The sequence below is a fragment of the Shinella lacus genome, assembly GCF_010994755.1.
In the GTDB taxonomy this organism is placed as follows: domain Bacteria; phylum Pseudomonadota; class Alphaproteobacteria; order Rhizobiales; family Rhizobiaceae; genus Shinella; species Shinella lacus.
Genome location: NZ_WHSB02000004.1, coordinates 544333 through 563006 on the forward strand (window position 1 = coordinate 544333; position 18674 = coordinate 563006).

An 18674-nucleotide genomic window follows, 5' to 3' on the forward strand; every position below is an offset into this window, starting at 1 on the left:
CCGCTCCCCATTCGCTATTCCCTATTCGCTAATCGCTCACATGAGGACAACATGACTGTAAGATTTGGTCTTCTCGGCGCCGGCCGCATCGGCAAGGTGCATGCCAAGGCCGTGACCGGCAATCCGGACGCCGTGCTCGTGGCCGTCGCCGATGCCTTCCCGGCGGCTGCCGACGCCATCGCCAAGCAGTATGGCTGCGACGTGCGCACCATCGAGGCGATCGAGGCGGCCAAGGACATCGACGCCGTCGTGATCTGCACGCCGACCGACACCCATGCCGACCTGATCGAGCGCTTTTCGCGCGCCGGCAAGGCGATCTTCTGCGAAAAGCCGATCGACCTCGATGTCGATCGCGTGCGCGCCTGCATGAAGGTGGTGGAAGACACCAAGGGCAAGCTGATGGTCGGCTTCAACCGCCGCTTCGACCCGCATTTCATGGCCGTGCGCAAGGCGATCGACGAGGGCAAAATCGGTGATGTCGAGATGGTCACCATCACGTCGCGCGACCCCGGCGCTCCGCCGGTCGACTACATCAAGCGCTCCGGCGGCATCTTCCGCGACATGACGATCCATGACTTCGACATGGCCCGCTTCCTGCTCGGCGAAGAGGTCGTCTCGGTCTCCGCAACCGCTGCCGTGCTGGTCGATCCGGAAATCGGCAAGGCCGGCGACTATGACAGCGTCTCCGTCATACTCCAGACGAAGTCCGGCAAGCAGGCCGTCATCTCCAATTCGCGGCGCGCCACCTACGGCTACGACCAGCGCATCGAGGTGCACGGCTCGAAGGGCATGGTCGCCGCCGAAAACCAGCGCCCGGTCTCCATCGAAATCGCCAACGGCGAAGGCTACACCCGCCCGCCGCTGCACGATTTCTTCATGACCCGCTACACGGAAGCCTACGCCAACGAAATCGCGGCCTTTATCGCCGCCATCGAAAAGGGCGCTACCATCTCGCCGTCCGGCGCCGATGGCCTCGCAGCCCTAGCCCTCGCCGATGCCGCGGTAAAATCCGTACAGGAAAAGCGCCAGATTTCTGTCGGCTGACGGACAAAGCCTCCCAAGGCAACTGGCCGGGCGATTTTGTCGCCCGGTCTTTTTGTGCGGCCCTCGTAATCGACCCGAGCATGACGGAGGAGAGGTGCTTGAGAGACCGGGAAAGCCTAAACGGGCTTTCCCCACCTGCCCTCAATCCCCATCCGTCCGGGCAGCAATAATATCGTGGTCCATCTCCGCCAGTGCACGGGCAAAGTGCCCCTCCAGCACCAAGGTCGCCTCCTCCGGCACGACCGAAATCGGCGGTGCGCCGAGCAGGCGCACTTGCTGCGACTGTGCCAGCCCCTCCTCCAGTCCGCGCTGGATGAGGTCGAAATAGCGGGTGCCCGGCCCGGTGATGGCGATGGGCATGTTTTCGTAGAGGCTCACCATGCGTGAAAGCCCCTGCCCCAGCGCGAGACCGGCCTGGCGGAAGGCGTATTCGGACATGCGGTGGCCCTGGCGGGCGCGCAGCGCGATCTTGTCCATCTCGGCAAGCGGCACGAATTTTGCGGGGATCGTGTCCGGCGGCACTTCGAAGGCGGTGCGCAGGATGCCGTAGAAACCGGCGGACGCCTCGATGCAGCCCTGCGAGCCGCAGCGGCACAATTTGCCATCCGATGAATTCAGCATGTGCCCGAAATTCGGCGCGGTGACGGAGAGTTCGCCGGAGCGATCGAACCGCGCAATTCCAAGCCCGATGCTGTGGCCGAGAGACAGCGCCGCGACGGCCTGCAGGTTTTTCACGCCCGCTTTTTCCATGCGCAGCGCCATGGCGTGTGCCACGAGCAGCGTCTCGTTGCTGAGCAGGATTTTCGCCCGCCAATGCGGCTCCAGCAGTGCCGCAAAATCCACCTGCTGCGCGCCAAAAACCGGCGACCAGACGAGACGCGCCAGGGCGGGATCGACCAGGCCCTTGCTGCTGATGGAGACGACGAGCACCTGCCCTCGCTCAATGCGCGAGCGGCTCACCAGCTTTTCCAGCGCGGCGACGAAGGCCTCCGCAAAGGGCCGCGTCGAAGTGTCGGCGTGGTTGCGCGCCTCCTCGAACCGGTCGATCAGCGTGCCGGCATAGTCGGCCAGCGAATATTGCACGATATCGGACGAGATACGTACCGTGACGAGATAACCCGCCCCGCGCCGCTGACCGAAGATGACGCGAGGGCGGCCGCGCGAGGCAGACGCCTGCTGCTCGCGGCGCTCCAGCACATCGGCCTTTTCAAGCTCTGCGGTAATCGCCGAAACCGTCGCCGAGGCGAGCCCGGTATGCTGGGAAATATCGGTGTGCGCGAGCGGACCATGCCGGCGCAGAGAGGCGAGCACGAGCGCGCTGTTCTGCTGACGCACAAGCTCCGTGCTCGACTTGGTCAGCATCCCCGGGTTCCACTCGTTTTCATAGGCTGCAACACATGCCCCTCCCAAAGCATCTGTCGTGCTGCCGATCAAGGTCTCGATGCCTTGTTGACAGCCCGAAAAACTTCTGACATTTATTTTCTCGACTGTCGAGAAAAAAGTCCCGGCACCGTCGGGAGGGGCATCGAGACAGTATTATCGTGGCCGGTCGTTGAAAGGGCGGGAGGTTCGTCCAAGCGGCCGGTATTCACTTGGGAGGATAATATGAAGTTCGTTCTGAAGCTGATGGCAGGGGCTGCCATCATCGTTTCCCTGCATTCCGTTGCGCACGCCAAGGACCTCGTGGTCGGCGTTTCCTGGTCGAACTTCCAGGAAGAGCGCTGGAAAACCGACGAAGCCGCCATCAAGGCAGCGCTCGAAGCCTCCGGCGACAAGTACATCTCGGCTGACGCTCAGTCTTCCGCAGCAAAGCAGCTGACGGACGTCGAATCGCTGATCGCCCAGGGCGCCAACGCCATCATCGTTCTCGCCCAGGATTCGGAAGCCATCGGCCCGGCCATCGAAAAGGCCGCTGCTGAAGGCATCCCGGTCGTCGGCTACGACCGCCTGATCGAAAACCCGGCCGCCTTCTACATCACCTTCGACAACAAGGAAGTCGGCCGTATGCAGGCCCGCGAAGTGTTCAAGGTGAAGCCGGAAGGCAACTATGTCTTCATCAAGGGCTCCTCGTCCGACCCGAACGCCGACTTCCTCTTCGCTGGCCAGCAGGAAGTGCTGAAGGAAGCGATCGACGCCGGCAAGATCAAGACGGTGGGCGAAGCCTATACCGATGGCTGGAAGCCGGAAAACGCCCAGAAGAACATGGAACAGTTCCTGACGGCGAACGACAACAAGGTCGACGCGGTCGTCGCCTCGAACGACGGCACGGCCGGCGGCGCAATCGCTGCGCTGACGGCACAGGGCCTCGCCGGCTCCGTCCCGGTCTCCGGCCAGGACGCCGACCACGCCGCGCTGAACCGCGTGGCGCTCGGCACCCAGACCGTTTCCGTCTGGAAGGATAGCCGTGAACTCGGCAAGCGCGCTGCGGAAATCGCAGCCTCGCTCGCCAGCGGCAAGACCATGGACGAAATCGAAGGCGTGACCACCTTCAACGGCGGCCCGAAGGGCGTCGAAATGAAGTCGGTCTTCCTCGCCCCGCTGCCGATCACCAAGGACAACCTGAACGTCGTCATCGACGCAGGCTGGATCCCGAAGGAAACGGCTTGCCAGGGCGTTGCTGCCGGCTCGGTCGCAGCCTGCAACTGAGTAGCCGCCATCCGGTACTGATCTGACCATCGCCAGGCGCCGCAACGTCAAACGTTGCGGCGCTTGCGCAAGATGGGCAGCGGGCGGAGGATGAAGACGGCGAACATCCTCGAAGCGGGATGCGGAAAAGTGGGAACCGGTTTTCCGTGACATCCCGCTTGAACTTCAGACCACGCCCGAAGAACACGTCAACAAAGTGGGGGGACGGCAAAGCCATGGCCGACATCACGACTACCGCACAAGCCAATCGCGCGCGATCGGCAAGCGAGAACCCGGTAAAGCGCTTCTTCCGCGCAACCGAGATCGACACGCGCCTGCTCGGCATGATCGGCGCCATGCTGATCATCTGGATCGGCTTCAACATCCTGTCCGGCGGCCTGTTCCTGACGCCGCGCAACCTCTGGAACCTTTCCGTCCAGACCGCCTCCGTCGCCGTGATGGCGACCGGCATGGTGCTCGTCATCGTCACGCGCAACATCGACCTGTCCGTCGGTTCCATCCTCGGCTTCGTGGGCATGAGCATGGGCGTTCTGCAGGCCGAACTGCTGCCGCAGCTGCTCGGCTTCAACCACCCCGCCATCTGGGTCGTGACGCTTCTCGCCGGCATCCTGCTGGGCGCCGCCATCGGCGCGCTGCACGGCTCCATCATCGCCTTCCTCAACGTGCCCTCCTTCATCGTCACGCTCGGCGGCCTGCTGGTCTGGCGCGGCGCAACCTGGTTCGTGACCAGCGGCCGCACGGTCGCCCCGATGGATTCGACCTTCCGCCTGATGGGCGGCGGCACCGAGGGCTCGATCGGCGCCACGGCGAGCTGGGTCGTCGGCATCCTCGCCTGCATCGCCATCGTCGCCACCATCATCAATTCGCGAAAACAGCGCCAGCGCTTCGGCTTCCCGCAGCGCCCGATGTGGGCGGAGTATTTCCTCACCGCCGTAGGCTGCGCGCTGGTGCTCGGCGCCATCGCCGTCGTCAACAGCTACCCCTGGCCCGTCGCCATCGCCCGCAAATATGCCGACGCCAACGGCATCGCCTGGCCGGACGGCGGCCTGTTCATCCCGCACGGCATCGCCATTCCGGTGCTCATCGCCATCGTCGTCGGCATCGTGATGACCTTCATCTCGACGCGCCTGCGCTTCGGCCGCTATGTCTTCGCCATCGGCGGCAACCAGGAGGCGGCGGAACTCGCCGGCATCAAGACCCGCTGGGTGACGGTAAAGATCTTCGCGCTGATGGGCATTCTCTGCGCCATCGCCGCTGCCATCTCCACCGCCCGCCTCAATGCCGCGACCAACGCGCAGGGCGAGCTCGACGAGCTCTACACCATCGCCGCAGCCGTCATCGGCGGCACGTCGCTTGGCGGTGGCATGGGCACAATCGCAGGCGCCATGCTCGGCGCCCTCGTCATGCAATCGCTGCAATCGGGCATGGTGCTGGTCGGCATCGATACCCCGTTCCAGCGCATCGTGGTGGGCATGGTCCTTGTCGTCGCCGTCTGGCTCGACACGGTCTACCGCGCCCGCGCCAAGTAAGAGGAGCCCATCCAATGACGGACACCCGTACGCCCCTCGTGGAAATGAAGAACGTTTCCATCTCCTTCGGCGGCATCCACGCCGTGGACAATGCCTCCATCGACCTCTATCCCGGCGAGGTCGTGGCGCTGCTCGGCCATAACGGCGCCGGCAAGTCGACGCTGATCAAGATCCTCTCCGGCGCCTACAAGCGCGATGGCGGCGAGATCCTGATCAACGGCGAACCAGCCGAGATCAACAACCCGCGAGACGCCAAGAAATACGGCATCGAGACGATCTACCAGACGCTCGCCGTCGCCGACAATGTCGACGCCGCCGCCAACCTCTATCTCGGCCGGGAACTGCGCACCCCCTGGGGCACGCTCGACGACGTGGCGATGGAAGCGAAGACCCGCGAAGTGATGGGCCGCCTCAACCCGAACTTCCAGCGGTTCAAGGAGCCAGTGAAGGCGCTCTCCGGCGGCCAGCGCCAGTCGGTGGCGATCGCCCGCGCGATCCTGTTCAACGCCCGCATCCTGATCATGGACGAGCCCACCGCGGCACTCGGCCCCCAGGAAACGGCACAGGTCGGCGAACTGATCAAGCAGCTGAAAAAGGAAGGCATCGGCATCTTCCTGATCAGCCACGACATCCACGATGTCTTCGACCTCGCCGACCGTGTCTCGGTGATGAAGAACGGCCAGGTCGTCGGCCACGCCCGCACGGAAGACGTCACCAAGGACGAGGTCCTCGGCATGATCATCCTCGGCAAGGTCCCCCCCAAGGCCATCCCCGGCCCCGGCGCCATGCAGACCGCCTGAGCAAATGAGGGCGGGCCGCCGGCAACAGCCGGCGGCCCGCACCACGAAACAGATCGCCTTTCGACATTTTCCCGATTGAAGCCCGCCCTCACCTAGGCTAAGAACCCTCTCATCGGACAGGCGAGTCATCGCCTAGGGCAAGCACCCGTAGCTCAGCTGGATAGAGTGTTGGATTCCGATTCCAAAGGTCACAGGTTCGAATCCTGTCGGGTGCGCCATTTCAGTACAGAACTGCGAACCGCAAACGCCGCCGTTTCCCCGCTCGAAGCGGCGACGAGGCTTTGAAGCAGGTCCGATTTCCTCCCCATGATGCGAACTTCGTCATCGGCGACCTCAACGCGCTGGGCAAAGGCGCGCAGGTGGTCCCGCCGATAGCCGCCTCCTTCGATCCGCAGGCTGCTGCGTGCGGTTTCCGAAAGCGCGTCGATCATGTCTGGCGTAACGGCCCGGTGCCCGGAGCTGTCAAGTGTCGCCCGTATCCGCTCGGCGTCCGCCGCCGCCTGATCGCGGATCGCTTTGAGATTGGCGATCCGGTCTTTCAGTCCTATGTCGTCCAGCGCGGCCACACCCGTTTCGATCGCATCGTAGAGCCGACCCAATCGCTGATCCGTCTCGGTGATTCGCCGATTTAAATCAGCCAGGTGTTCGCGCCGGCGTTCGGCTCGTTCCTGCCGGCGATCGAGAAGGCTCGACAGGATCGTCTCCAACCGCTTCGGTTGGAGAAGGCGCTCTTCAAGATGGCGCGCGACCAGATGATCGAGCTTATCCATTCGGATCGAACGCCCTTCGCAGCCGACCTTGCCTTGCCGCGCTTTGGTCGAGCAGGTGTAATAGGTGTACTGCCCGCCATTGCCCTTGCCGGTGCGCAGCGTCATCGCACCGCCGCACTTCGCGCAGAAGCAGATGCCGGTGAGCAGCGTCGGACCACTCGTAACTCGTGCGGGCACCAACATCGGATTGCGCGATTTGAGACGCGCCTGAACGGCGTCGAACGTCTCCCTCTCTATCAGCGGCGGCACCGCCATGATCGAGACCTCGTTCTCCGGCTTCCTCTCGCGGTTCTTGAAAGAGCGTGTGTTGAATCGGTGCTCGCCGATATAGGTCGTGCGGGTCAGGATCGCGTGGATTTGCGCTAGGCCCCATTTCCCGCCGTCACGGGTGAACATGCGGCGTTCGTTGAGATAGGTCGCAATGGCCTTGACGCCCTTCGGGCCAGACGTACCGCCGCCTTCGAGGAACAGGCGATAAATGAGCCTGACCGTTTCCGCGTGCAGCGGATCGATCTCCAGCTTCTTCTTGATCTTCGATCCACGCTGCTCGGCCGCGACGACGCGATAGCCAATGGGCGGTCGCGCGCCGTTCCAGAAACCCTGACGGGCGTTCTCGTTCATGGCGCGCAGGACGTGCTTGGCGTTCTCCTTCGATTGGTATTCGTCGAACAGGGCCATGATCTGCCGCATCATGACGTGCATGGGATCGTCGCCCATCTCCTGCGTGATGGAGACGAGCTTGACGCCATTCTTCGCCAGCTTCCTGACATAGAATTCCAGCTCGAAGTGATCGCGGAAGAAGCGCGAGAAACTGTGAACCACGACGATATCGAACGGCGCAGGCTTCGATGTGCCGGCTTCGATCATGCGCTGGAATTCCGGGCGGCGGTCATTGGTGGCGGAAGCTCCAGCCTCCACGAAGGTTTCGACAAGCTGGTATCCACGCGAAGCACAATAGGTTTCACCCTGCTTGCGCTGATCCGGGATCGACACGTCATGCTCGGCCTGCCGCGTCGTCGAGACGCGCAGATAGAGCGCCGCGCGCTGCACGATATGCGGACTTTGAATGTTCATGGGCGGCCTCCCTTCGCTTCGCGCCGTTCGAGCAAGGGCAGTTCCAGGGCCACCCGATCGTGCAATACCTTCGGCATGATCTTCCGGCCTTTGCCAGGCTCCATACTGACGAGACCGTAGCCCGCCATGGTCTTGAGGGTTCGAGACAGGCTCGACTTCGCCCGCCCGGTGATCTGCGACAGCTCCTCCAGCGAACCGGGTGCTTGCTCGTCGATGACTCGCAGCAGTTCGCGATTTCCGCTGGAGAGCACCTGCGCGAAAGATTCAGTGGAGGTGAACCACACCTTCGGATCGTCCGCCGCCGACTTTTCCTCGCCGCGCGCGATCCGCATGGTGCGGGCCTTCATCTCGTCGTAGTCGGCAATCCCGACTTTCAAGGTGGTCATAACACGCCTCGCTCCTTCAACATCGCGTCCACCGCCTGCCAGAAGTCGGCCAGTAGCGTGGCCGCGTCCTCCCAGGCGTATGGCTTCACGGTCTGGAGGCGGTGGCGATGGTCCATCGGCTCTCCCCTTCTGCCCCGGCCGACCGGATGGGCGTTGTCAAAGCCGACCAGCCGTTCGCCCGAAGGCCCGTGAAGCGTGAGCGAGTAATCGAGGCCGTGCGGCTTTTCCGGTGAGACCGGAATGCGGGTGACGACGAACTTCACCCAATGACCGCCCTCGGGATCGACAACAAGCACCTGACCGTCAAGGTCCAGTAGCGTGTCGAGGCTCGGGTCACGATCCTCGCTCATGGCTTATTGTTAACATCTGATGTTAACTTATTCAAGCCCTCACTACCTTCGGCATCAAGAGGGCCGAACAGCCGGTCGAGAACATCGCCGAAATAGCGCTCGAAAATGTCCACCTCGGCTTCGGTGACCGGCACACGCTCCGGCCAATCGTCGATGACGGGCAGCTTCTCGACATCGAAAGTGCCAGACCACGGGTTGCGGCGGCGTGGCGCGCGCGACGGCGCGAGATCGTCGCCATAATTGTAAAGGTCGTCAGGAAGTGCTTGCGGGGCTGGCCGTTGTGGCCGCCCCCTGCGGGCGCGGGAATCTTGCGCGGACATTGAATCCTCCGTGGTTCGCGATTGAAAACCGAGCGTCAGGAGGCCCGGATTTATGCGAAGCATGGAGGGAGATCGGCGGCCGGTAGCGTGCCGCATTTGCGCTCGCGCGCCAGCGGCACCCCAGCATAGAAAGCGGGGGCCGCGGCGGCGGATCAGCTTGGCGTCCGCCGTGCTTTCGCAAAGCCGCGATCGGTGGCAATGAAGCGCTCCAGCATCGGCACGATCAGCTTGGCCGGCTCGATCGGCGCGCCACCTTCGGCCAGGAGCCGGCCGTATTCGATCAGGTCGCGGTGGAGTGCGGCGGGTAGCTCCAGCGCGATCCTGACGGGCTTGTCGTCAGCGATGGGACCGAGTTTCAGTTTGGTCATGGTCAGCTCCTATAGGGCTCGAACACGATGTCGCGCGTGACGATGACCCTGACCGGGAAACCGGGCCGGATGGTCAGCGTGGGTGCGACCTGCAACTGTCGTTGGATGATCTGCTGACCGGCCTGGTTGACCGTATCCTGTGCGCCGTCTCGGATGGCGCGGATCAGGCGGTCATTGTCGTCGGTGGCGAGTTCCGCGCCGACGCCGAGCAAGGTCGAGAGCGCAGTGGCCTTGGCGAGGTCCCACCAGTGATAATCGACGCCATCCTCAAGGCCGGCGTACCCTTGCGTGTCGGCGCCGGGCTGGCGCTCGAGAACGATCGAGCGGCCATTCGGCATGATGAGCCGGTTCCAGACAAGCAGCACGCGGCGCTGTCCGAACTGCACGTTGTTGTCATACTGGCCGATCAGGCGCGTGCCCTGCGGTACGAGGAGGATACGCCCGGTCGGGCTGTCGTAGATGTTCTCCGTGACCTGCGCAGTGATCTGGCCGGGAAGATCGGAACGGATGCCGGTGATGAGCGCCGCCGAGATGACGGCGCCGGCCTGAAGCACGAAGGGCGACGCCGGCGGCGTGACGCGATCGGGCGTGACGGTGCGGCGGTCGGCCGCCGCGTTGAGGAAAGCGAGCTGCTTGTCCTGTCCGGTGGCGGGCTGGCCCGCTGCGCCGGCCAAGTCGAGGCCCGCGAGACCTGGCATCGCGCCGGATGGCGTGGCGGCCGTCGAGCCCTGCCGCGACTGGAAGAAGACGGTGCTGAGACGGGCGGCCTCTTCCTCGGCGCGGCGTCGCTGTTCGGCCTCGCTGACGCCGGGCGTCGGAACCGCGGGTGTCACGACGGGCTGGCCGTTGTTCTGGGCGTCGAGGATCGGTCGGCCGAGATCGCCGGGCAGCGCCGGTCCCAGGACCGGGCCGGTATAGTCCTTCGGCAATCCGGCGAGACCATCGGCGGTCTGGCGGTTGTTGGTCGAATAAAGCTCTTCGCCGCCATCTCCGGGCGCACGGGTCTGGAGCGCGTAGATCAGCGATCCGCCGATGCCGACCAGGGCGACGGCGGCGACGCTGGCGAGCATCTTGCGCGACAGGCGGGTGACGCGCGGCGGCTCGCTGCGCAGTCGCATGGGTTCGGCGTTGGTTTCGGCTTCGGTCATGATTGCGGCCTCCCGTTGGTGCGGACGATCCTGACGGTCTGCTGGCGGTCGCCAGCGCCAAGGCGCAGCTCGGCCGCGCCGAACAGACGATCGACGATCAGGATGTGTTGATAGATGCGGCTGTTGACGATCTGGGTTTCGCCATTGGGGCCGAGGACGAAGATCGGCGGCATCTCGCCCTGCACGATCCCGCGCGGGAACTCGACATAGACGCGGCGGCCATCGTCATAGACGGCGAGCGGCTTCCATGGCGGATTGTCGCCGGTGAGGCCGTAGCGATAGTTGCGTGACGCGACAGCCGGAATGACCGGTGTTGCCGGAAGGGCTTGGCTCCCACCGCCTGCCGGCTGCGGATAGGCCCAGGCGACGGCGGGCATATAGGGCTTCTCGCCCGAACGCAGCTCGATCATGTAGGTGCGCTTGTCGGTCGTGATGACGAGATTGGTGGTGATGTCGGCGCGCGAGGGCTTCACCAGCACGAGGACGCGGCGGCCGACGCCGGAGCCGGATTCGGTATCGCCGATGATCCAGCGGGCGGTGTCGCCCGCCGCGATCGGCCCGGAGCCGGTCAGGCTCTCGCCCGGTTCGAGCGCGATGCTCGTGATCTGGCCGGGTGCGGCATAGACCTGATAGAGCGCGCCTTCCGACCACGGATAGACCTGGATGGCGTTGTAATAACCCTCGCGGCGCGGCTGCACGCGTGCAGCGGCATTGGCGTTCTCGACGCGGCCCGTGGGCGTGCCGGCGGTCTCGCCACCGCGCGCGACGGTCCAGGCCGGCGGCGTGTTGAGCGGCTTGGGGCGCTCGTCCGTGACGGTGACGGGCACGACGGGCAGCGGCGGCACACTGGCGTCGTAGTTGATCTCGGGCGGCTTGAAGGTCGCGCAGCCGGCGAGTGCCGAGGCGGACAGCAAAAGGGCGATGGCGGCAGGCGTGCGGAAAGTGCTCCTCATTGGCCCATCTCCCGCGACCAATTGATGGCGTTGACGTATATGCCGAGCGGATTGGCTTTCAGCCGCTCAGTGTCTCGGGGCGGCTGGACGGCGATGGTCAAGATCGCCGTCCATCGCTCCGTCGCGGCGAGCACGCCGTTCTCGAAGCGCCGTTCCATCCAGGCGACGCGGAACGAATCCGGCGATGCACGGATGACGCTGGAGACGTCGACGGCGATCTGCTGCTTGCCGACCTTGGCGAAGGGATCATTGGTGCGGGCATAGTCGTTGAGCGCGCCCGCGCCGCGATCGGTGGTCCAGTCATAGGCGCGAAGCCAGTTCTGCCGGACGATGATCGGATCGGCGGGAATGCTCCTGACCTGCTCGATGAAGCGGGCGAGATGCCATGCGATTTGCGGATCGGTCGGGCGGAAATCCGCCGTGGCCGGCGCGATCGCTTGCGCCTGGCCGAGCTTGTCGACCTGTACCACCCACGGCACGACGGTCCCACGCGCGGACTGGATCACCAGCGCGCCCGCGAAGCCCGCCGAAAGGATCAGCGCGCCGAAGGCCATATAGCGCCAGTTCTTGGCCTGGACACGGGCCGAGCCGATGCGCTCGTCCCAGACCTGGGCGGCCTTTTGATAAGGCGTTTCGGGTTGGACTGTCTTGCCGTAATGCGCGGCGGGTCGTTTGAAGAGGTTCATGAGCGGTCGCTTTCAGAGAGGTTGATGGAAGAACCGGAGCCGTTGCTGTCGCCGGAGCGGACGGCATGAGCGGCAGCGCTGACGCCGTGGCTGACCGTCTGGCCGCGCTTCATGCGCTTGGCCCAATCGGGCGGCGTGCCGTCCGTCGTGGCCGATGGCGTGGGTGCGGCAGCGGTAGCTTCGCCGCCGACCGTTCCCATGGTCGATGAGCCGCCGGTTGCCCCGAAGCCGGCCTTCGTGCCGTCGCTGAAGCTGGATTTGAGGCTGGAGGCCGCACGGCGAAGCGGCGAGGACGCGGCGTTGCTCGCGGCGCTGCCGGCTGCGCGGGCCACACCGCCGATGCCCGATGCGACGCCGGAGGCGCCGGACTTGCCGAGCGATCCGAGCGAATAGGCAGACGATGCCGCACCCACCGCGGTCGCGCCGCCACGTGCTGCTGCCGCGCCACCGGAGAGCATGGCGCCTCCGCCCTTGGCGGCAAGCATCGCACCGCCGCCGACGGCCATGGCAGCGCCGCCGACAGCAAGGCCGGTGCCGACCGCTGCGCCCGCGCCGAGCTGCGGGCCGCCGGAGACGAGGCCGTTGGCGATGCCGGGGCCGAAGATGCCGAGACCGACCAGCGAGAGCGCGGCGAGCACGACGGCCATGGCGTCGTCGATGCTCGGAGTCTGTCCGCCGAAGCCTTGGGTGAACTGGCTGAACAGCGTCGAGCCGATGCCGATGATTACGGCGAGCACCAGAACCTTGATGCCGCTGGAGATGACGTTGCCGAGCACCTTTTCGGCCATGAACGAGGTCTTGCCGAACAGGCCGAACGGGATGAGGACGAAGCCCGCCAGCGTCGCCAGTTTGAATTCGATCAGGGTGACGAAGAGCTGGATGGCGAGGATGAAGAAGGCGAGGATCACCAGCGCCCAGGCGAAAAGCAGGCACGCGATCTGGATGAAGTTCTCGAAGAAGGCGACCCAGCCCATCAGGTCGGAGATGGATTCGAGCAGCGGCCGGGCGGCGTCGAGGCCGGTCTGTGCGACCTTGCCGGGACGGAGCAGGTCGGCGGCCGAAAAGCCGGTGCCGCTGGCCTTGAGGCCGAGGCCGGCGAAGCTGTCGAAGACGATCTTCGCCAGGTTGCTCCAGTTGCCGATCAGGTAGGCGAAGATGCCGACGAACAGCGTCTTCTTGACGAGCCGCGCCATGATGTCGTCATCAGCGGCCCAGGACCAGAAGAGCGCGGCCAGGGTCACGTCGATGACGATCAGCGTCGTGGCGATGAAGGCCACTTCGCCGGACAGAAGGCCGAAGCCTGAGTCGATGTAGCGGGTGAAGGTTCCGAGGAAATTGTCGATGACGCCTGCGCCGCCCATGGCTCATCGTCCTTCCGGTGCGGCCGGTGCGGACGCACGGCCAAGGAAGCGGTCGCGGGTCTCGGACCAGACGCGCAGGCAATCGGCATCGTCGGCCGCTTTCTGGCCGAGCCTCTGGCATCGGCGCTGGCCTTCGCGCAGCGGATCGCGGTCGGGTTGGTAAAGAGCAGCCGGCGAAGATGCCGGCGCGTCCTCCTTGCGGGTCATCTCGATCGCCGTTGCCGTGACGGCGACAGCGACGAACACAATAGCGCCGAGGCGGGCCAGCATCTTGCCGTCCATAGAAAAATGCTCCTTCTGGTGGTTACTTGCCGCTGTTGAACATCTGGGCGTTGCCAGGCTGGTAGCCGGCGCCCGGCGTCAGGAAGCGGCGGCGCTGTTCACGCCCCTGTTCGGCAGCGGCGGCGCGTTCCGCATCGGCCAGCGCGCTCGCCCGGCCATTGGCCGAGACGACCGCGACGAGATCGGAAAGCTGCTGCGACTGGAGTGCGAGGAGCTGGTTGCCCGCCTGCGTCGCCTGAAGCGCGCCGGTCGCGCCCTGGCTCTGGCTGACAAGCGCCGACATCTGCGTGCGGTTCGAGTCGATGTTGCCGACGACGCCGGCCTGCACGCGCATCGCGTCCTGCAAGCCACCGACGGTGTTCTGCCAGCGCGAACGGGCATTGGCCACGAGCTGCTGATCGCTCGTGGACATCGAGACGTTCCCGTATTTCTGGGAGAACATCTGGTCGATCTGCTGGACGTTGAAGGCGATGCCCTGCGCCTGCTGGAGAAGCTGCTGGGTGCGCTGGACGTTCTGCTGAAGCTGCTGGAGCGCCGAGAACGGCAGGCTGGTGAGGTTCTTCGCTTGATTGATGAGCATCTGCGCTTCGTTCTGAAGCGAGGTGATCTGGTGGGTGATCTGCTCCAGCGTGCGCGCGGCGGTCAGGACGTTTTGCGCGTAATTGCTGGGATCGAAGACGATGATGGCGTGGGCCGGCGTCGCCACCATTGGCGACAGCGCGAGCGGCGCGGCCGCGAGCATGGTGGCGGCGAGTGCCATGGCGCGCGAGCGGAAACGACGGATAATCATGGTCAGGACTCCTTTGCTGCTTCGGGGATCGGGAAAGTTGGGATGAGGTCGGCCGCCCAGGCGGCGTCGCGGGCGCGCAGCCACGCGGCGAGAAAGCCGTCGCGGCCGTGTTCGACGACGAGGTTGGCGATCAGCGTCTGATCGGATTTGGAGGAGGCGGCGCAGAGCGCGAGGCCGACTTGCGCTAGGCCCAGCTCGAACAGGCGGTTGCCGCGCCGCGACTGGCAGTAATAGTCCCGCTTGGGCGTCGCCCGCGCCAGGATTTCGATCTGGCGATCGTTGAGCCCGAAGCGGCGATAGATCGCCGTGATCTGCGGCTCGATCGCGCGTTCGTTCGGCAGCAAGAGCCGCGTCGGGCAGCTTTCGATGATGGCCGGGGCGATGCTCGAATTGTCGATGTCGCTGAGCGACTGCGTGGCGAAGATGACGGATGCATTCTTCTTGCGCAGCGTCTTCAGCCATTCGCGTAGCTGGCCGGCGAAGCCGTCATCGTCCAGCGCCAGCCACCCTTCGTCGATGATGAGCAGCGTCGGGCGGCCGTCGAGCCGGTCGCCGATGCGATGGAAGAGATAGGCGAGCACGGCGGGCGCGGCCCCGGTGCCGACCAGCCCTTCAATCTCGAACGCCTGCACGTCGGCGCTGCCCAGATGTTCGGCCTCGGCATCGAGCAGCCGGCCATAGGCCCCGCCGACGCAATAGGGCCGGAGCGCCTGCTTGATGTCGTTGGACTGGAGCAGGACGGCGAAGCCGGTGATGGTGCGCTCTTCGACCGGGGCGGACGCGAGCGAGGTCAGTGCCGTCCAGATGTGCTCCTTCACCTCGGGCGTGATCGCAATGCCCTCGCGCATCAGGATCGCGACGATCCAGTCGGCCGCCCAGGCGCGTTCGTAAGAATCGTGGATGCGCGCGAGCGGCTGAAGCGAAACGGAAACGTCGGCGCCTTCTGTGAGGCCGCCACCGAGATCGTGCCAGTCGCCGCCCATGGCGAGCGCGGCGGCGCGGATCGAACCGCCAAAGTCGAAGGCGAAGACCTGGGAGCGTTCGTAGCGCCGGAACTGCAAGGCCATGAGGGCGAGCAGCACGGACTTGCCCGCGCCGGTCGGGCCGACGACCAGCGTATGGCCGACATCGCCGACATGAAGAGATAACCGGAACGGGGTCGAGCCTTCGGTCTTGCCGTAGAGCAAGGGGGGCGCACCGAAATGCTCGTCCCGTTCCGGCCCCGCCCACATCGCCGAAAGCGGGATCATGTGGGCGAGATTCAAAGTGCTGATGGGTGGCTGGCGGACGTTGGCGTAGGCATGGCCGGGCAAGCTGCCGAGCCAGGCGTCCACCGCGTTGACGGTCTCGACCATAGCCGTGAAGTCCCGGCCCTGGATAACCTTCTCGACAAGGCGTAGCTTCTCGTCGGCAAGACGCGGATCGGCGTCCCAGACGGTGATCGTGGCCGTCACGTAGGCCATGCCCGCCATGTCGGCCCCGAGTTCCTGCAAGGCCATGTCGGCGTCGAGCGCCTTGTTGGCAGCGTCGGTATCGACAAGCGCCGACGCCTCGTTGGTCATGACTTCCTTGAGGATCGCGGCGATCGACTTGCGCTTGGCGAACCACTGGCGGCGGATTTTGGTGAGGAGCTTGGTCGCGTCGGTCTTGTCGAGCAGGATCGCGCGGGTGCTCCAGCGATACGGGAACGCGAGCCGATTCAAATCGTCGAGCAGGCCGGGCGTCGTCGCGGTCGGAAAACCGACGATGGTGAGGATGCGCAGATGTTCGCTGCCAAGGCGCGGTTCGAGCCCGCCGGTGAGCGGCTGATCGGCGAGCAGCGCATCGAGATAGATCGGCGTTTCGGGAACGCGGACGCGATGCCGGTTGGTCGAGACAGTCGAATGCAGATAGGTCAGTGTTTCGCTGTCATCGAGCCAGGCGCATTCCGGCATGAAGCCATCGAGCAGCGCCAGCACGCGATCGGTCCGATCGGCGAAGCTGCGCAGGATCTCTTGCGGATCGACGCCGGTGCGCTCGCGGCCCTCGTAAAGCCAGGTCTCGGCGCGGGCGGCTTCCTCTGCCGGGGGCAGATAGAGGAAGGTCAGATAGTAGCCCGACACGAAATGCGCGCCGGCTTCCTCGAAATCGGCCTTGCGCTCGGCGTCGACCAGGCCGGACGCCGGGTCGGGAAGGATGCTGTCGGGATAGGTCGCGGCCTCATGGCGCTGCGCCTCGACGAAGATCGACCAGCCGGAGCCGAGACGGCGGAAGGCGTTGTTGATGCGGCCGGCGACGGCGACCAACTCGGCGGCGACGGCGCTGTCGAGATCGGGACCGCGAAAGCGCGCCGTGCGCTGGAAGCTGCCGTCCTTGTTGAGCACGACGCCTTCGGCTGCGAGCGCGACCCAGGGCAGATAGTCGGCAAGGCGGCTGGCGGTGCGGCGATATTCGGCGAGGTTCATCATTGCTTGCGCCTCCTTCAGACCGCGAGATGACCGGGAATGCGCAGATGCCGGCGCCCGACCTCCACGAAGAGCGGATCGCGCTTGGCCGCCCAGACCGCCGCGAAATGGCCGACGGCCCAGATGAGCAGGCCGACCAACCAGAGGCGCAGGCCGAGGCCCACGGCCCCGGCCAGCGTCCCGTTGAGGATCGCGATGGAGCGCGGCGCGCCGCCGAGCAGGATGTGCTCGGTCAGCGCGCGGTGAACCGGGACGGTGAAGCCCGGCACGTCCAGTTGCTCGAACGCGACCGCCATCAGACGAGCGCCCCGCCGCCGAACGAGAAGAACGACAGGAAGAAGCTCGACGCCGCGAAGGCGATCGACAGGCCGAACACGATCTGGATCAGCTTGCGGAAGCCGCCCGACGTGTCACCGAAGGCGAGCGCCAGGCCCGTCGCGATGATGATGATGACCGCGACGATCTTGGCGACAGGTCCCTCGATCGACTGAAGGATTTTCTGAAGCGGCGCTTCCCACGGCATGGATGAGCCGGAGGCATGGGCAGCCGGAACGAGGATGAGATTGACGTAGGCGAAGGTGGCGGCGGTCGCGATCGTGCGACGCACGCGCGTGGTGGCGCGGATCATGAGGGTTCTCCTGTGCTGGTGAGGGTGGCCAAAGGGCTGGGGTGCGTGATGCGGTAGTCGCCGTCCGGGCCGAGCCCTTCGACACGGGCGAGTTCGACGAGCCGTCGCGCGGACCCGCGGCCGGAGAGGACGGCAACAAGGTCGATGGTCTCCGCGATCAGCGCGCGCGAGACCGTGACGACGGCTTCCTGGATGAGCTGTTCGAGCCGGCGCAGCGCCCCGATGCCGGTTCCGGCATGGATGGTGCCGACGCCGCCGGGATGGCCGGTGCCCCAGGCTTTGAGGAGGTCGAGCGCTTCGGCGCCGCGCACCTCGCCGATCGGGATGCGATCAGGGCGCAGGCGCAGCGACGAGCGGACGAGATCGGAGAGCGTCGCCACGCCATCTTTCGTTCGCAGCGAGACGAGGTTTTCCGCGCGGCATTGCAGCTCGCGCGTATCCTCGATGATGACGACGCGATCGGCGGTCTTCGCCACTTCGGCGAGCAGCGCGTTGGTCAGCGTGGTCTTGCCGGTGGAGGTGCCGCCCGCGACGAGGATGTTGGCGCGCGCTGCGACGGCTTCGCGCAGCGTCACGGCCTGATCGGCGCGCATGATTCCGGCGGCCACATAGTCGTCGAGCGTGAAGACGGCGACGGCGGGTTTGCGGATGGCGAAGGCTGGTGACGCGACGACGGGAGGAAGCAGGCCCTCGAACCGCTCGCCGGTTTCGGGCAGCTCGGCCGAGACGCGCGGGCTTCGGGCGTGAACCTCCGCGCCGACATGATGGGCGACCAGGCGCACGATGCGCTCACCGTCGGCGGGCGACAGGATTTCGCCGGTGTCGGACAGTCCTTCGGAGAGCCGGTCGATCCAGATGCGCCCGTCAGGGTTCAGCATCACCTCGACGACGGCGGGGTCTTCCAGAAAGCGTGCGATGGCCGGGCCGAGCGCGGTGCGGAGCATTCGCGCGCCGCGTTGGATCGCCTCCGGTTTCTGGTGAGAAGAAGTCATGTCGTCCCCAAGATTTGAAGGGGATGCAACAGACAGTTCCCCGATCGGGGATGATTAAAAGAGCCCGAAATCGGGCCTGTTCAACAAGTATCGAGAGCCGTGC

General features: G+C 65.4%; 20 protein-coding genes and 1 tRNA gene. 5 read left to right on the forward strand and 16 right to left on the reverse strand.

All coding sequences use genetic code 11. The features are described from left to right. Positions 1–51 precede the first annotated feature (51 nt). On the forward strand, positions 52–1044 hold the full coding sequence (iolG, locus tag GB927_RS14100; protein ID WP_256117686.1) for an inositol 2-dehydrogenase: 993 nt from the start codon (positions 52–54) through the stop codon (positions 1042–1044). Positions 1045–1185: 141 nt separating this feature from the next. On the opposite strand, the gene GB927_RS14105 is transcribed toward iolG, so the two are convergent. Continuing rightward, on the reverse strand, positions 1186–2406 hold the full coding sequence (locus GB927_RS14105; RefSeq protein WP_256117687.1) for an ROK family transcriptional regulator: 1221 nt from the start codon (positions 2404–2406) through the stop codon (positions 1186–1188). Positions 2407–2649: 243 nt separating this feature from the next. On the opposite strand from GB927_RS14105, the gene xylF reads away from it, so the two are divergent. From xylF to GB927_RS14125, 4 genes are all read left to right on the forward strand, one after another. Beyond that, positions 2650–3690, forward strand: a complete 1041-nt coding sequence (xylF, locus tag GB927_RS14110) for a D-xylose ABC transporter substrate-binding protein (RefSeq protein WP_256117692.1) — start codon at positions 2650–2652, stop codon at positions 3688–3690. Between the two features lie 215 nt (positions 3691–3905). Continuing rightward, positions 3906–5219 (forward strand): sugar ABC transporter permease, encoded by a 1314-nt coding sequence (locus tag GB927_RS14115; RefSeq protein WP_256117693.1) that lies wholly within the window; start codon positions 3906–3908, stop codon positions 5217–5219. Positions 5220–5233: 14 nt separating this feature from the next. Continuing rightward, on the forward strand, positions 5234–6019 hold the full coding sequence (locus GB927_RS14120; RefSeq protein ID WP_256117694.1) for an ATP-binding cassette domain-containing protein: 786 nt from the start codon (positions 5234–5236) through the stop codon (positions 6017–6019). Positions 6020–6160: 141 nt separating this feature from the next. Continuing rightward, positions 6161–6237: transfer RNA gene (locus tag GB927_RS14125), tRNA-Arg, on the forward strand. On the opposite strand, the gene GB927_RS14130 is transcribed toward GB927_RS14125, so the two are convergent. The 15 genes from GB927_RS14130 to trbB all read right to left on the reverse strand — a co-directional run bounded on the left by GB927_RS14130 (position 6208) and on the right by trbB (position 18571). Beyond that, positions 6208–7863 carry a recombinase family protein gene (locus tag GB927_RS14130; protein WP_256117695.1) on the reverse strand — a complete coding sequence of 552 codons (1656 nt, stop codon included), beginning with the start codon at positions 7861–7863 and terminating at the stop codon, positions 6208–6210. The genes GB927_RS14125 and GB927_RS14130 overlap by 30 nt on opposite strands. Beyond that, the gene (locus GB927_RS14135; RefSeq protein WP_092715048.1) at positions 7860–8249 is read right to left on the reverse strand and encodes an HVO_A0114 family putative DNA-binding protein; all 390 of its coding nucleotides are present in this window, start codon (positions 8247–8249) and stop codon (positions 7860–7862) included. The genes GB927_RS14130 and GB927_RS14135 overlap by 4 nt, the downstream gene beginning before the upstream one ends. After that, complete coding sequence (locus GB927_RS14140; RefSeq protein WP_256117699.1) at positions 8246–8599, reverse strand: toxin-antitoxin system TumE family protein; 354 nt, start codon at positions 8597–8599, stop codon at positions 8246–8248. The genes GB927_RS14135 and GB927_RS14140 overlap by 4 nt, the downstream gene beginning before the upstream one ends. Next, positions 8596–8919 (reverse strand): hypothetical protein, encoded by a 324-nt coding sequence (locus tag GB927_RS14145; RefSeq protein WP_256117700.1) that lies wholly within the window; start codon positions 8917–8919, stop codon positions 8596–8598. Before GB927_RS14145 ends, GB927_RS14140 begins: the two co-directional genes overlap by 4 nt. A 152-nt stretch (positions 8920–9071) precedes the next feature. Then, the gene (locus tag GB927_RS14150) at positions 9072–9287 is read right to left on the reverse strand and encodes a DUF2274 domain-containing protein (RefSeq protein ID WP_092715050.1); all 216 of its coding nucleotides are present in this window, start codon (positions 9285–9287) and stop codon (positions 9072–9074) included. Positions 9288–9289: 2 nt separating this feature from the next. Next, positions 9290–10435 (reverse strand): TraB/TrbI/VirB10 family type IV secretion system protein, encoded by a 1146-nt coding sequence (locus tag GB927_RS14155; RefSeq protein ID WP_256117702.1) that lies wholly within the window; start codon positions 10433–10435, stop codon positions 9290–9292. Continuing rightward, positions 10432–11388, reverse strand: a complete 957-nt coding sequence (trbG, locus tag GB927_RS14160) for a P-type conjugative transfer protein TrbG (protein ID WP_256117703.1) — start codon at positions 11386–11388, stop codon at positions 10432–10434. Before trbG ends, GB927_RS14155 begins: the two co-directional genes overlap by 4 nt. Beyond that, positions 11385–12074 carry a conjugal transfer protein TrbF gene (trbF, locus tag GB927_RS14165; protein ID WP_256117704.1) on the reverse strand — a complete coding sequence of 230 codons (690 nt, stop codon included), beginning with the start codon at positions 12072–12074 and terminating at the stop codon, positions 11385–11387. Before trbF ends, trbG begins: the two co-directional genes overlap by 4 nt. Then, entirely contained in the window at positions 12071–13435 is a 1365-nt protein-coding gene (trbL, locus tag GB927_RS14170; protein WP_256117706.1) for a P-type conjugative transfer protein TrbL, read from the reverse strand. Before trbL ends, trbF begins: the two co-directional genes overlap by 4 nt. Positions 13436–13438: 3 nt before the next feature. After that, positions 13439–13717 (reverse strand): putative entry exclusion protein TrbK-alt, encoded by a 279-nt coding sequence (gene trbK-alt / locus GB927_RS14175; RefSeq protein ID WP_256117707.1) that lies wholly within the window; start codon positions 13715–13717, stop codon positions 13439–13441. A 22-nt stretch (positions 13718–13739) separates the two neighbouring features. After that, entirely contained in the window at positions 13740–14507 is a 768-nt protein-coding gene (trbJ, locus tag GB927_RS14180; RefSeq protein ID WP_256117708.1) for a P-type conjugative transfer protein TrbJ, read from the reverse strand. A 2-nt stretch (positions 14508–14509) separates the two neighbouring features. Next, complete coding sequence (trbE, locus tag GB927_RS14185) at positions 14510–16954, reverse strand: conjugal transfer protein TrbE (protein WP_256117709.1); 2445 nt, start codon at positions 16952–16954, stop codon at positions 14510–14512. 14 nt (positions 16955–16968) lie between these two features. Then, positions 16969–17247: a VirB3 family type IV secretion system protein gene (locus tag GB927_RS14190; RefSeq protein WP_013500640.1), complete on the reverse strand. Its 279-nt coding sequence runs from the start codon at positions 17245–17247 to the stop codon at positions 16969–16971. Then, positions 17247–17579 carry a TrbC/VirB2 family type IV secretion system protein gene (locus GB927_RS14195; RefSeq protein ID WP_256117712.1) on the reverse strand — a complete coding sequence of 111 codons (333 nt, stop codon included), beginning with the start codon at positions 17577–17579 and terminating at the stop codon, positions 17247–17249. Before GB927_RS14195 ends, GB927_RS14190 begins: the two co-directional genes overlap by 1 nt. Further along, the gene (trbB, locus tag GB927_RS14200) at positions 17576–18571 is read right to left on the reverse strand and encodes a P-type conjugative transfer ATPase TrbB (protein ID WP_256117713.1); all 996 of its coding nucleotides are present in this window, start codon (positions 18569–18571) and stop codon (positions 17576–17578) included. The genes GB927_RS14195 and trbB overlap by 4 nt, the downstream gene beginning before the upstream one ends. Positions 18572–18674: the final 103 nt, after the last annotated feature.